Origin of the sequence: Flagellimonas olearia, assembly GCF_009184425.1 — a bacterium.
Classification (GTDB): Bacteria; Bacteroidota; Bacteroidia; order Flavobacteriales; family Flavobacteriaceae; genus Flagellimonas; species Flagellimonas olearia.
In genome coordinates, this window is the sequence record NZ_WELG01000002.1 from 184,599 (window position 1) to 197,682 (window position 13,084).

General features: G+C 33.3%; 15 protein-coding genes. 6 read left to right on the forward strand and 9 right to left on the reverse strand.

What is annotated here, in order from left to right; all coding sequences use genetic code 11:
- Positions 1-107 precede the first annotated feature (107 nt).
- Together F8C76_RS10180 and F8C76_RS10185 are read left to right on the forward strand one after the other, a co-directional pair.
- Positions 108-530 carry a hypothetical protein gene (locus F8C76_RS10180; protein ID WP_152131641.1) on the forward strand — a complete coding sequence of 141 codons (423 nt, stop codon included), beginning with the start codon at positions 108-110 and terminating at the stop codon, positions 528-530.
- A 61-nt stretch (positions 531-591) separates the two neighbouring features.
- On the forward strand, positions 592-1,410 hold the full coding sequence (locus F8C76_RS10185) for a restriction endonuclease (protein WP_152131642.1): 819 nt from the start codon (positions 592-594) through the stop codon (positions 1,408-1,410).
- On the opposite strand, the gene F8C76_RS10190 is transcribed toward F8C76_RS10185, so the two are convergent.
- Positions 1,394-2,053, reverse strand: a complete 660-nt coding sequence (locus tag F8C76_RS10190; RefSeq protein WP_152131643.1) for a hypothetical protein — start codon at positions 2,051-2,053, stop codon at positions 1,394-1,396. The genes F8C76_RS10185 and F8C76_RS10190 overlap by 17 nt on opposite strands.
- Positions 2,054-2,058: 5 nt before the next feature.
- Positions 2,059-3,159, reverse strand: coding sequence for an AbiH family protein (locus F8C76_RS10195; protein WP_152131644.1), 1,101 nt, complete (start codon positions 3,157-3,159; stop codon positions 2,059-2,061).
- Between the two features lie 172 nt (positions 3,160-3,331).
- On the opposite strand from F8C76_RS10195, the gene F8C76_RS10200 reads away from it, so the two are divergent.
- The 3 genes from F8C76_RS10200 to F8C76_RS10210 are packed head-to-tail and all read left to right on the forward strand — an operon-like array spanning position 3,332 to position 4,483.
- The gene (locus F8C76_RS10200; protein WP_152131645.1) at positions 3,332-3,610 is read left to right on the forward strand and encodes a hypothetical protein; all 279 of its coding nucleotides are present in this window, start codon (positions 3,332-3,334) and stop codon (positions 3,608-3,610) included.
- Between the two features lie 8 nt (positions 3,611-3,618).
- Positions 3,619-3,912: a hypothetical protein gene (locus tag F8C76_RS10205; protein ID WP_152131646.1), complete on the forward strand. Its 294-nt coding sequence runs from the start codon at positions 3,619-3,621 to the stop codon at positions 3,910-3,912.
- A 28-nt stretch (positions 3,913-3,940) separates the two neighbouring features.
- Positions 3,941-4,483 (forward strand): hypothetical protein, encoded by a 543-nt coding sequence (locus F8C76_RS10210; protein ID WP_152131647.1) that lies wholly within the window; start codon positions 3,941-3,943, stop codon positions 4,481-4,483.
- Between the two features lie 23 nt (positions 4,484-4,506).
- On the opposite strand, the gene F8C76_RS10215 is transcribed toward F8C76_RS10210, so the two are convergent.
- The 4 genes from F8C76_RS10215 to F8C76_RS10230 form a co-directional block, all read right to left on the reverse strand.
- Positions 4,507-5,319, reverse strand: coding sequence for a DUF2971 domain-containing protein (locus F8C76_RS10215; protein ID WP_152131648.1), 813 nt, complete (start codon positions 5,317-5,319; stop codon positions 4,507-4,509).
- 68 nt (positions 5,320-5,387) lie between these two features.
- Positions 5,388-6,917 (reverse strand): LA2681 family HEPN domain-containing protein, encoded by a 1,530-nt coding sequence (locus F8C76_RS10220; RefSeq protein WP_152131649.1) that lies wholly within the window; start codon positions 6,915-6,917, stop codon positions 5,388-5,390.
- Positions 6,918-6,961: 44 nt separating this feature from the next.
- Positions 6,962-8,302 (reverse strand): hypothetical protein, encoded by a 1,341-nt coding sequence (locus F8C76_RS10225; RefSeq protein WP_152131650.1) that lies wholly within the window; start codon positions 8,300-8,302, stop codon positions 6,962-6,964.
- A 28-nt stretch (positions 8,303-8,330) separates the two neighbouring features.
- Positions 8,331-9,650, reverse strand: coding sequence for a hypothetical protein (locus F8C76_RS10230; protein ID WP_152131651.1), 1,320 nt, complete (start codon positions 9,648-9,650; stop codon positions 8,331-8,333).
- A 327-nt stretch (positions 9,651-9,977) separates the two neighbouring features.
- On the opposite strand from F8C76_RS10230, the gene F8C76_RS10235 reads away from it, so the two are divergent.
- The gene (locus tag F8C76_RS10235) at positions 9,978-10,163 is read left to right on the forward strand and encodes a hypothetical protein (protein ID WP_152131652.1); all 186 of its coding nucleotides are present in this window, start codon (positions 9,978-9,980) and stop codon (positions 10,161-10,163) included.
- A gap of 94 nt (positions 10,164-10,257) precedes the next feature.
- Here the strand turns inward: F8C76_RS10235 and F8C76_RS10240 are convergent, their stop codons facing one another.
- The 3 genes from F8C76_RS10240 to F8C76_RS10250 all read right to left on the reverse strand — a co-directional run bounded on the left by F8C76_RS10240 (position 10,258) and on the right by F8C76_RS10250 (position 13,066).
- Complete coding sequence (locus F8C76_RS10240) at positions 10,258-10,857, reverse strand: hypothetical protein (protein ID WP_152131653.1); 600 nt, start codon at positions 10,855-10,857, stop codon at positions 10,258-10,260.
- 103 nt (positions 10,858-10,960) lie between these two features.
- The gene (locus tag F8C76_RS10245) at positions 10,961-11,671 is read right to left on the reverse strand and encodes a hypothetical protein (protein ID WP_152131654.1); all 711 of its coding nucleotides are present in this window, start codon (positions 11,669-11,671) and stop codon (positions 10,961-10,963) included.
- A gap of 102 nt (positions 11,672-11,773) precedes the next feature.
- Positions 11,774-13,066 (reverse strand): tyrosine-type recombinase/integrase, encoded by a 1,293-nt coding sequence (locus tag F8C76_RS10250; protein ID WP_170284018.1) that lies wholly within the window; start codon positions 13,064-13,066, stop codon positions 11,774-11,776.
- Positions 13,067-13,084 lie beyond the last annotated feature (18 nt).

A 13,084-nucleotide genomic window follows, 5' to 3' on the forward strand; every position in this document is an offset into this window, starting at 1 on the left:
ACCAAATCGGCTTGTACGTGGCAAAAACCCCCTAAGTAATCGATTAGTATAGGTATTTTTTTGCTGATAACCATATATTTACGCTCCCCCAATAAATCAGACCGACTATGAAAATAAGGAACAGCAGTTACAGACTGTCCGACAAACGATTTTGGGAAAAAATACAGAAACAATACGGCAACGGTGGTGGCACATACGAACTATACTGCATGTTACCAAAAACGAATATAGTGCCAGTACAGAGAATGCTAAAAGCAGATAAGAGCGGTACACTATACATTGGAAGGGCAACGAGTTTCTTGGATCGGGTAATAGAGCTTAAGAAGTCCATATCCCCCAATCATACCTCTTCAAACCATGAGTGCGGTGTTAGGTACAAAGATTCTGAAATCTTACAGGAGAAGTACCCTTATGAGCATCTGTACATCGAACTCCATGGGACGGACAAGAGCGTGGAGCTTGAACGGGAAAAACTGAAGTCTTACGTCAGGGAATTTGGTGAGCTCCCCCCCTTAAATAGAATGGCTTAATGGATTGATTTATTTATTCAATCACTTATCATCAATAGAATAGGTTAGGTAGATTAGTAGGATGGATTGGAAGGATTATGAAAAAATAACAAAGGACATCTATGAAACCCTTGGCAAGGAATCGGGGGTGAAAATAGAATGTTATGGAAATAGCTGTAAAGTCATAGGGAATTCGGGAGTAGAGCATCAGATTGATGTATTGGCAAGCCATTCAGATGGAATTCATACTTATAAAACAGCCATTGAATGTAAGTACTGGAAAAATACGATTAGTAAGGATACAGTGATGAAAATACATTCAATTATCAATGAAACCAATATTGACAAAGGCATAGTTATTTCAAAAAAAGGGTTTACTCCTGATGCCATTGCTTATGCCAAAAGCAAAAACATCGGACTAGCATTGTTAAGAGAGGTCGAAAAAGAAGATTATGGCAGAGATTTACCAATATTTGAAATCATTTCTTCAAAAGTTCGCAGCCCTAAAATTATACAGTTCCAAATGATTAGTAAAGAGGGAGCAAATAGAGGTGATGAAAATGTAGAAATAAGTAAGATTGAACTTATAGATTCAAAAGGAAGAAGAAGCCCCTTAAAGGAATGGATAGACCATTTCTATGCCCAGCTTCACAAAGAAAATGCAATCGAACCCCTAACCATCGAATATAAATTTGAAGATATTTCACTGAACAACATTGAAACAAGTGAGTCCACTCCGATTCAAAGTATAGTCATTACTGGGGTCATTGAGGAAAAAGACCTTCGCTGGACACAAACCGATAAGACATGGCTTATAATGAAATCAGTTTTTGAGGATAAAATCATCACGGTCTCAGAAAAAGGGGTAATCAAAGAAAGTAAATTTAGGTTCCTGAATTAACCGAATCGGATTCATAGGCTTCCAACATCATTTCTGCCTTGTACAACTCATCCTTTAGCTCCCCATTTTCCCTTTCCAACTGTTCTGCCCTTGATTTGTCCTCTATGACCTTGACATCGTATGGTGGTACGGGGGATTTGCTAAAAGCCGCCAAATCAATAATGACACTGAATATCCCCACGGCTGCACTGACTATAATTGCCCAAATAGCAAGCCTTATGGATTTAGCAGCTTTTTCATTTGCCTCCCTTGAAGCTTCACGGGCATCTTGGGCAGTTTGCCTTGACTCCTGTAACTCCAAATAGTCGACATATTGTTTTGATGCCTCCCCATTGAGGAACCACTTCAAACTATCTAATTGCCTGTACAGTGATTCTCCACTTTCGGTCAAGTTGCCTTTAGGTTTAGTGATACCGTGTTTGAAATAATAGTAGTATTGAAAACTTGTTTTCCATCCTGTATAAAGCTTTGCTTCAATGTTGGTTGCCGAGAAATTTTCCACGAACCAATAATAAAAGGTAGATTCCGCATATATGGTCATCTTACCTGAATCCTTTTGTATTTTATCAATCAAATTGTTGTAGGTAATACCGATATTCTCATGGGCCATCCCAATTTCCATTGCCTTGATATATCTATTCATATTAATTATTTTACTTGTGGAATCACCGCAAATTTATCAAAGGGAAGTACCCGTTTTCTCAACAATTGTTTATTATCAAAATGTCTGGAAATAGCCATGTTCTTTTTAACATGTTCCTCAATTGTTCCACGATGAAAGATTTTAATAGACAAACAATCTCTATGCTCAAATATTGATTTCAACAAAGTCCGATCTGACAGACCACAGGAATGGCCAACTATATAAACCTCAAATGGTCCCGATTCCATAAAGCCAAGCATTTCATGATAATCAGTCGTGCGATTGTAATAAAATGACTTGATAAATTCCAAAGGCACATTAGAACGCTCTTCCTCTATCTTGGCATAATAAGGATGGGTATCGTCCCCATATCCGAAAATAATTGGATTACTTATACTTCCAGCAACACCATGTATATTAATTGATTGATGCAATTTGTTCAATCCATTCCCTATAAATAATTTGTCAATTGAATTCGTATAGTTAAAATTTAAAAACAATAATTTTTCTGGATCGCCTAATTGCTTGTAACCCACTTCATGGTTTAAACAGGTGTCTTCATTGATTTGTTTCTTATAACTCTTTTGAAGAAAATCATAGTATTTCAGACTTAAATTTTGTGATAAGGGTGCTTGGTTTATCCCAAAAATATATTCGCCCAGCCTGTCCGACATTTCCTGAAAAGAACTATTCAAAGCCTCTTTAATAACTTCAAAATCCCTATAACTCGGTGGATTTTTCTTTATCTCATCCATTAAAGGTATAAGAGTATCAAAATATAATGATTCAATGTCAACCCAATTTTCAAGCTGCAAATGATCCAAAATAAAAACTAGAAAACCTCTATAAGTCATTCGTAAATGCCCGATACTCTTACACCTATCAATCAGCTTTTCAAAAGTTTCACATTCATTAAGCATTTGAAGGTTGACATTTGCTATTCTATCAACCTGAACCATTTTATCAGAATACTTTGAATCCCTTGCTTTTTCAAGGCAAGCCAAAATGTACCATCTTAAAAAATCTGTATATGTGGTTTTTAATCCTAATGCCAAATCCAAACCATTTCCGACAATAACCATCCTGTTATATTGGTATTCACTCATTTTAAATGATTTTATTTCAGCAATATATCTCCATATCACAATTTTGTGAAATTTTTCCCACTTCGGTTCTTAACAGAATTATCAACATTACAGGCATAAAACCTAAGACAATCAATAACTTATCTCTAAATTACCTTGCTTTTTTCAGTATATTGTAAGAAAAATACTAGATATGGATGCGCAGCAAATGTTTTTAAAATTAGAGGAAAGAGCACTAAGCGGGGAATTGATTAGAACTTCTAGTGGTGGGAACCACATTCTAAAATATTCCAACAATGCCGAAAATATACATAACGGAAAATGTAAGAGATGGATAGTTCACTTTGTTAAAGATGGTGAGCTAGTCGCCATGTGTGATTACACGAAAGGAATTGAACCAAAATTTGAGTCTTGGGATGTATTTGATAAAGAAAACGGAATAATGGAACACAAATTTACGTGGGTCAATTAATGTTCAATATGAAACATCTTAAAAACATACCACGCAACAGAAAACCCACCAAACAAGAGTATTTGGCCATAATAGACCATGCCCGAATAGATGCAAAATATGGGATGCTACTGTACCTTTTATGTCGGTGCCTTCAGACCAAAAAACCAATGTGGAGAACCTGGATGAACCTATTGAACCAAACCATTGACCGTATCAACTCACTTGAAGAGATTGAGACCCCACCAGAGGGCGAACTCAACCTTATTGATATCTTCCTTACCAAATATGATAAAACAACAGCTAAAAACACTGTAACCTGAACTATTAATAAATTTTTAAACTATAGATATGGGGACATGGGATGAATACAGTAAGCTTTTAAAGGCTTATGAAAAAGAAGATTTGGAATTTAAGGTTTTCCAAAAGAATGAGGACTATACTTTCGATTTTAACGGATTGGATTTAGTTGGGGTAAAGACAATAGAGCATTACTTTAAGGATGGGGAATTAATTCATTTGGTCACTAAAATTGAATCTCCCAATTATAGTTACATCCATATTGAAAGTGGTGACAATAAAAATAATTCTGAAACAATTGTGGACATTAGCATTCACAAAACCACTTCTGGGGCTGAAGCTATAGAATTATATGACAATATCAAACTTTCAGTTGCATCAAATCAACTTACGTATTCAGAAGAAAAGACAACCGAAACCAATAAGGCAATAACTACTAAAGATGGAAAGAACCTTAACGCTAAGGAAATCAAGGAGCAATACTTCAATTCCAATGGAAAATTTGCCTATCTGGTCATAAAACATCAAGGAGAGGACATGGATGACATGTACATAAACGAGTACAATGGTGGAAGATTGAATTTTGTAGATTGAATTTTGTAACCATTAGGAATACATTAGAGGGCCAAATCAAAACATTTGATTTTTTTTTCCAAAATTGGTATATCCCCTATATTGGTTTTTACAGCATGAATAATTTCTTTCCTGTTGTTCCCAGAGATTTTATCCCCCAATATTATTTCTTTAAAAGCCTCCTTTGGAAGTATTACCTTCCTATCCTCAATAGAAGCTGGTTGTTCCCAAAACTTTACTGTTCGATATTCCCTTTCAAATTTCCACTTAAGTTCCTTACAATAGAGCTTATAATAAGTAATTTGATGGTACGGCATAAATGGTCTTGGTAAAATTGCAGGCAATTTATCAAAATACTCTACTGCTGCTCCGCCACCCAGATATTCAAACATGATTCTCGAATTATAACCTATACAAAAACCTTCTCCATCCTTTGCATATTTTTTCCACATCTCATCTAAGCAACATTCAGCCGTCAGGCTTAAGACCCCTTGTCTTTTATCCATTTCCTTGTTATAATGCTGCTCATATTCCTTTTGATAATTTTTGTCTTTTAGAAATCCTTTTCTTGCCCATTTTCTGGCTTCATTTCGGTGCTGGTACCTTGTTCTGGACGGATGTTCTCTACGAGAAACAGTTTCATATAACTCAATAGTTTGTTTAGCATCCAAAAGATCATATCTTATAGGGTTTCTGCAATCCTTTTCATCTTCGAATGATTCAGGCGAAGCCAAAAAAACTTCACGATTTTTTATAAACTTATCATGATGTTCAAATTCCCAATGTCGATACTTATAAACCACTTTAGGGATTTCAATATCATCTAATGTTCCTTGATATTCTTTGGTCCAGCTCATTTATTTCAGATTTCAATTTAAAACAGGATAGCAGTTTCATTTGTTATCTTCATTTCTGCCATTAGTTTTCACCTTTTGAATTCATCCCTATATTTCACAAATTCAATTGGAAATACATGACTTGATATGTGTTTCCTTTTTTCTTCTAAATTAATCCCCAGAGATAAATAAATCATACTAGCTCTTATCAGTTTAACTAGCTTTAATGTTTTTTTCTCAAACTCCTCTCGATGTACCACCAGTGTTAACCCATCATCATAAAGCCCACTTTCACCATGTTCAATTATTTTAAAGGATTTATGCTCAATAAAGTTTCTGATTTGGGCCAATTCTTTGGCTTCAGGCTCGATGGGATAAGAGAATTCAGGGTTTTTTTCATAAAGATCCCTACTTAACCAGTATAAACCACGAAATGCCCAATTCTGGGTTTTAATTATTTTATCATTCAATTGGAGCTTATTTGATTTTTTATCATGCACATTCCATATTCCCCTAAAACTTACACGGTCAGATTTGAAACCTAAATTCAGATAATCATTGATTAAATAACCTATTTTATCTAAGATTGAATAACACATTCTAAAGGCTGTTTTAATTTTTTCAGTATTAAATGAATAGATAGCACTATCTAGTATGTCAAGTTGTAGGTTGTCCTTATCTGAATAATGTAATTCTTTATGATTTACACTTTCAAACAAAAAATGCCTGGCGGTAACAAATTCTTGTTTTATTTGGTTAAAAATTGTCTGATAAATTGGAGGCTTGTCAAATTTTAAAGTCATGGTCGGCAGAAGTAAACAATCGCTCCCAGCGATATTATCTGTGATAACGTCATTAAGTGGATTAAGAAAAAGTCGGTTTTGAAGGCTCCAAATCCTATATTCCCGTTCAAGTTCTGTATCTCCTATTGAAAAATCAGTTAAGTTTTGAATTTTCTTCAAGTCTTTTTTGTGGAATCTTGACTCCAGTAAATCAACAATGCCCTGAAAACCAATTTTTGCCTCATCATAAATATCTGAAACAATTGCTTTATTCAAGTATTTGTATGCAAATTGAAAAAACAAAAACTTATGACCATCGTCGTATAAAATTTTAGCATAATGAAATAGTCCAAAACCGATATTTCCCTTTGCCATAGAAAAGGACGAATCAATCTCTAATGCTGATTGCCAATATAACTGGGCTTCTGAAAACCTACCAATATGACTAAAAAGATTGCCAAGATTTGTCAAAACCTCACACTTTTTAAAATTATCTTGGGCATTCTTGGAAAAAACAAGTGACTGCCTTAAGTTAATTATCTGCTGGTCTAGTTCTACTAAATCAAAATTCCAAAAATCGTCCGAATTCAAGTTTTGAGTCAAGCCTTGAAGATATGACCAACCATTTGCTAAATTGTAATGAAAAGTCATTTTATCATCATCTGAAAAATTTCTAAGATTTTGTTTTTCAGAGAATTTTAATCCAATCTTAATATCCCCTACTCTTCCATATTCCCTGCCAGTCTCAAAAATCAATCCAAGCAAATACACGGCCTGATTTGGCTCAAAGCAGTTTAAATCTTCAAGGGTTAATATTTCTTCATAAGTTAGGCTCACAATACATAATATGGTTTGATATAGATTAATGTAACTTAATTACTTTATTCGGCATTTGCTATTCCTTTCGTATCAAGCATTCTTATTAGGTTTTCTTTGGTTTGAAGTCGGCTATTATTTGCCAATAATTGTAAAATTACTTCAACAACATTGATCTGAAAATGACTAAGAATTATTGGTTCAATGTATATTCTGGTTGATTTATGAATCATTTTGTGACGAACTTGATACATATTTGATAAACTGTCCATTAGTTTTTGATGTGTTTCACCTCCTTTTGGTTTTAATAATTCACACATTCTGCGTTTACATTTTTTCTCCATTTTATGATTCTCTTCCGCTAATAAAAAGATACTTTCAATCACTATAATCAATAAAGAAATTCTTAGATGTAAATCAGTTTCACGAATTGCTCTAGCCACCATTTTTACAGTTTCAACAATAAGGAAATCAATTTCACACCTCTGATTACCATTTAAAATTTTTCCAAATAAAAACAGCATGTTATTTTCAATACTTGAAACCATCTCCTTTGAAATGTGAAAAGTTTCCCTATTTGCAGAAACTGTAATTGACAAATCATATTCTTTACCCGATTCAATTGATAGAAATTCTGACTCCCAAGGCATTCTTCTTTCTAAATCAATAAGGCAGTTTTCATCTGGATGTACTATTGTCGGTGACAATAAAACAACAATATCAGAAGTAAGGGAAGCAAGTTCATAAGAAATCTCTTCCCCTTTTTCTGATTCAGCAAAAGCCTCTGTTTCAACAAATACCCTGCCTTGGTATTTTCTATATGTCAAATCAAATACTTCCTCATTTTCAATAAATAGTTCCCTATTGCATTCCCAATACTTATCAAAGTACTCCTTAGTGAAATAGGTGATTTTTATATTTCCTATACTAAAAGGTTCCTCTATTGTTAAATTTAATATAGGGTAATAGTACCTGACTTTCTTGATTTCCTTTTCCAATTTTTCATACAAATAGTGCAGTAAATCCTGCCTTGCTCTATTATTTTGAAAAACATCAATTATCCAAATAAGTGTTTGAGTTCTGAGGAACTTTATTGAAACTTTCGATTTTAAATTATTAAACTGGGATAATTCATAAATAAATTTATAGAAAGGCGGGTAATCTTTAATCTCAAATCCATAGGTCTTTCTATCTAAAGAAATTTGAAGAACTTCATCATTAATTTCTGATGCTTTTTGCCTTTGAATTACTGGCCCTTCAGCCAGTTTGTCTGACCAGTCAACAAATTGCAAGTGCTCTAATGAACCTTTTAGTTTTTGCTCTTTTTCAACTGATGGAAAATCACCTGTAATTATTAGTTTTTCTACAAACTTGTAAGCATTGATTTTAATTTCACTTTCTGTCACAGTGTTTATAGCTTAAAAAATTATTTACTCATAATTCAAAAAGTTTGATTAGATCTTCTTCGGTTTTGCAATCTTTTCGATAAAGCAGGAGTTTATCCAACAGGATAATGGGAATATGCTGAAACTCAAAAAGTCTGTCCCTATTTACTCTAAGCTCTATTCTATTATGAATGTACTTATCCCTTATGTTATAATGTTCTATAAATAATGAGATACCTCTTTCTAAATCAATTTCTGAAATAATTCTGGGCAATACTTTTTGTTTCATTATGGACAATCCTTTTCCTTTACCCTTCTTTTTAGGCAGAAAAACACTTTCGAAAACAGAAACAATTTTTACTATTCGTTCGTGAATATTTGTCTCAGAGGTATAACTACCTATGCGTAATATGGTATTGTTTATAATTCCGTCAAAATCCGTTTGCATCGAATTTTTCAAATAGTGTGATAACTTTGGAAACCCTCTTGCATAGATTCTTTGCAAAATTTCCGATGTAATTTCTACTGGTTGAACTCCCTCGTTAGATCGTATTCCTGATCCTAAATCAAAATGAGGATTAGATGTCTGATAAAATAGACTATATTTAGGCAAAGTGATGGATTTATACTCCAGTTCACAGATTGTGGTATATGGGTTAACAGACTCGTCTATTAAAAAGGATTTGAATAGACTCAACGCTAAATCAGCTTTATATTTTGCTTCTTTTTCTGCTCTTTCCAGAATGCCTGTTGCGCACGCAATTAGGACTATCCGATTTTCCAGCCGAGAGATAACATAATTAAAATCTTCCTCCGTAAATTCCGATGTTCCTCTTTCAAATTTTTCATGTTCATTTTGTTTAAAATATTCATCAAAGCAAACTAAATGGCAATTTCCAATTTCAAAATTTTTCTCTATTTCAATTGCAACTAAAGGAAAATAGAATATGTATTCTTCGATTTTATCATCAAGATGTCTTCTGAAATAAGTTAATGGCTGCTCATTAAATGCGTCATCTCCATTTTTCTGGACAACCCACTCAAATATTGCCTCCTCAATGAAATCCAAAGAAGCATATTTATTGAACTCAGGTATTTCAAAAACCTTTTCTGCCGCACTAATCACATGTTCGTAATCCATTTCATTAAAACCTATTTGCTGAGACTTATTTATAGGTTTGAAACGATCGGTTTTCTTTCCAACCAAATCTATATGAGAGTATCTTAGATTTTTAACTTCTCCTAATTTAATAATAGGATGTGCGCCTTGTAAAATCTTAGGTTCGGATTTTATTTCACGGTCATACTTCTTGAAATAATTCAAGAGATTTCGAATAGCATCATTTATTTGTTCGTCAAAATTAATCACCTGATTTCTTCTTAAAAAAGGGGGGAGAGGCAGTTATTTTGCTGAATTAAAACCTCTCTTAGAGATCAACATCCATTGCAACTGGAACTACATCCTAAATATAGGCAATTCATTTTCTATTAAACTATCACCCAATATGCAACTTGAATTAAAAAATACTAGGAGCTTCAAAAGAGCTAAAATGTTCTAGCAAGTTCCATTCTTTGAGCAAAGTTTGTAAGTTTATGGAATAACAGGGTTTTTTATGCCATTGAACAATAGTGAGAAAAGATTTTAAAAAGCCTGCGTTCAAAAATATTCAATTCAACTAATAAATTACATTTCGCTATGAAACACAGATATATCAAAGTTTATGAAATGAAAGAAAATTTCAACAACGTGGAAGGCTTGGGAAACTATAGAAGTCTGAGTTTAGAGGAAGATTCAGATTCGGATGGTGTAAAAATAATAGAGCATAACACTTTTACCATTGGTGATAAGGTTTATGTTAGTTGTTTGATCGAATTGGAATAGCTTGGTTAAAAAAATATATCATTGCCTAAAATTAAGAGATTGGATTCTTAAATAGGAAATTAAGTTTTAAGAAAAAACGAAAGTATATATTAGTTTATAGTTCTTTAAATGCTCTTATTGCCATTTTCTTGAACTGTCCAATAATTGCTCGGTCTAAATCATCAAAACCAAATTCTTTTTGATTTTCCAACTTATATAAATCACAGTCTCTAACGGTACCGACCCTCTTTAATTCTTCAATTGCAATAGAACAAATATTTTGCTTTGTCACTAATATCAAAATCCCAGAATCATATTTATATTCTTCCCCGAGTTTTGAATAGGAGAATTGCCCACTTTTTCTATATTTAACCTCGACGTAGTATGTTTTTTCTTCTCGGTTGGTAACTACAAAATCAGGCATTGAAGTAATCTCCTTAGCAGTTTTATCTTTGTAATCGTATAATGAATCTAGGAACATTGGAACAGAGTGCTCCATACCGTACTTATGCACGTCGAAGTCCATTGTAATGAACAACCTTTCAATGATCACCTCGGCTATTTTACCTTTTATCAGTTGATAATTGAAGTTAAGATCTTTACGCCATTGCTCTGAGTTTAAATCGTCATCTTCTTCATCCATTAGATGCCAGCAGTCATAGCAGACACTATCTTCATACTTAGTGTACTCCCCGCACTCAATACACTTTGCCATTTCTTCTTTTAATTTTTAAGATAAATACAAAACTTTATAAACTCTTGACAAGTCTTGTACTCTAAGCACTTTTCTCAAGGCCAAGTTTTCAAATCAATTAATACTATTGAATATAGATTACTTCTTGCTCACTCCGATCTAAAAAAACTGCAATAATGTCTTTTTTCGGTATCTCCAGTTTCGTTATGGTCATCTGAGAGTCATAATTCATTTTATTGCGTTCTTCAAATTTTTCAGCCACCTTCATATCAAGAGTCCAAGACAATCTATATTTACCACTTTTAGCTTCTTCAATACTCATTGCTCTATAAACAGTCACTAATTCAGGAAGTGAATCGAGTAATTTTTTCTCATCCTTATCCATTATGTTCTCTTTAAAGCTTCTCTCAGCTAAGAACATATATTCAAGTTCTTCGTATGGTATGCTTACATAGTCTTGTGTAGTATAGGACTCCTTTAATTGTTTCCAGTACTCCTCATCCGTCAATCTATCCATATAACGGAGCAGCATTAACATTCTTTCATCATTCGGACACCAATTTAATATCTGGTATAATTCCAGTTCTTTTGTAAAGTGAAAATTTGAGAGTTGACCAATAATACCTGTTCCTTTAATTGCAGCCAATTTTTTATCATTGTTTTTCACGATTGAATTTAATTGGTCTATCAAATCTGAAGTATATTCTGCGAATGGATAACTATTTTTATTTTCATTATCCCAAAAATCTTTAATTTTTGGATATTCGATGCAACACTCGTTTAGAGCATCGAACTCACCCTTCGGAAACCTATAGGTATATATTTGTTTTCCCATAACCAAAAAACGGCTTTAAACGAATCGATATTGTATTAATATTATATTCCACTTAAGTTAGCTGGCGAGCATGTCCATTCATTAATTCTTTGAGTCCTATATTCAATCAAAAAATCCACTCTTCATAGCTGCCAAAGCCTCTTGTTTCTTCTCAACTCTGATATATTTATAGAATTCTCGCTCGGTCTTATGGCCAGAGAAAATCATTATATTTTGTACTGATTTTCCAGCAACATAATGATTAGTGCAAAAACTCCTTCTTGCCGTATGTGTCTTTACAAGTAAAAACTTAGGCACTTTACCCTGGACTAATTTTCCTCCCTTTGTACATGAAACCTTTACTAGTTCTTTAAAGTCTACGGCACTACAGGCAGTCTTAATATTTTTTCTAAGAATGGGCTCACTCATTTTAGGCGGGAATTTGTTGTCATATCTTTTCATGACCTCCATAATCTCCTTAATAACAGGGATATAAACTATATTGTCAGTTTTTTTCTGCTTTATCTTAATTAATTTGTGACCGTTATCATCTTCAATATTTTCATCGTTGAGGCCATTATAATCACTGACCCTTTGACCTGTATAACAACCTATAAGGAAGATATCTCTTGCCTGTTCCACAAGTGGCCTCTTTGAAAAATCCTTCTTGGCAAGTACTTTAATTTCTTCATTGGTTAAATAAATATCCGTTGTTATTTCCTTTGGAGATTTGAATTCCCGATTCTTAAAGATGATATTGTTACTTACCCCATTTACCAAAGCATCATTTAAAAAGGTTTTTAAATTTTTAATGTGTTTACCTATGGTGTTTAAGCTAAAACCTTCGTCTTCCAACATATCCACAAAGCTTCTGTAGAAATTAAGATCTATTTCATCAAAGGTCAAAGTAGTCTTATATTGTTTCTCATAAAGTTTCAATAGCTTCAATGTTTGGTTGTATGATCTATAGGTAGTAGCACCTATGCGCTTCTTTTTGGATTCAAGTAAATTTTCAGAATAGTGAACCAATCTTTCATTTTCATTTACGGCTTCCTCTTTTTCAGTCCCATTTATTCTATGCCCTATCAATTCAGACAAATTATTTACATTTATTGAATTGTCATTTTTAACCATACTTGACAATTCCTCCTCTGCAAATGTCTGAATATCATTAAGGAAAGCATTTATCTTATACGCATTTGTCATCATTCCCTTTCCCGTCTTAATACGCTGTTTAGTAGAGTCCCAATTTTGTAATGAGCTTTTAAAGCCTATACTCTTTTTGAACCTTTTCCCTTTGGATGCAAAATGCAACATGATAAGACTTTCTTTTTTTGGGCTTTCCTTTAAGCTTTTTACTGAATCCTTTAATCCGAATCTAAATACTCCGTGTGTACTGGTCAATGTTGTTTTCATACTCATAATTGTTTATTC

What these genes read in the sequence shown, in the direction of transcription:
- F8C76_RS10235 (WP_152131652.1), top strand. Translation starts at nt 9,978, where the DNA reads ATGAAACACAGATATATCAAAGTTTATGAAATGAAAGAAAATTTCAAC.
- F8C76_RS10185 (WP_152131642.1), top strand. Translation starts at nt 592, where the DNA reads ATGGATTGGAAGGATTATGAAAAAATAACAAAGGACATCTATGAAACC.
- F8C76_RS10250 (WP_170284018.1), bottom strand. Translation starts at nt 13,066, where the DNA reads ATGAAAACAACATTGACCAGTACACACGGAGTATTTAGATTCGGATTA.
- F8C76_RS10240 (WP_152131653.1), bottom strand. Translation starts at nt 10,857, where the DNA reads ATGGCAAAGTGTATTGAGTGCGGGGAGTACACTAAGTATGAAGATAGT.
- F8C76_RS10200 (WP_152131645.1), top strand. Translation starts at nt 3,332, where the DNA reads ATGGATGCGCAGCAAATGTTTTTAAAATTAGAGGAAAGAGCACTAAGC.
- F8C76_RS10215 (WP_152131648.1), bottom strand. Translation starts at nt 5,319, where the DNA reads ATGAGCTGGACCAAAGAATATCAAGGAACATTAGATGATATTGAAATC.
- F8C76_RS10180 (WP_152131641.1), top strand. Translation starts at nt 108, where the DNA reads ATGAAAATAAGGAACAGCAGTTACAGACTGTCCGACAAACGATTTTGG.
- F8C76_RS10190 (WP_152131643.1), bottom strand. Translation starts at nt 2,053, where the DNA reads ATGAATAGATATATCAAGGCAATGGAAATTGGGATGGCCCATGAGAAT.
- F8C76_RS10205 (WP_152131646.1), top strand. Translation starts at nt 3,619, where the DNA reads ATGAAACATCTTAAAAACATACCACGCAACAGAAAACCCACCAAACAA.
- F8C76_RS10210 (WP_152131647.1), top strand. Translation starts at nt 3,941, where the DNA reads ATGGGGACATGGGATGAATACAGTAAGCTTTTAAAGGCTTATGAAAAA.
- F8C76_RS10195 (WP_152131644.1), bottom strand. Translation starts at nt 3,159, where the DNA reads ATGAGTGAATACCAATATAACAGGATGGTTATTGTCGGAAATGGTTTG.
- F8C76_RS10245 (WP_152131654.1), bottom strand. Translation starts at nt 11,671, where the DNA reads ATGGGAAAACAAATATATACCTATAGGTTTCCGAAGGGTGAGTTCGAT.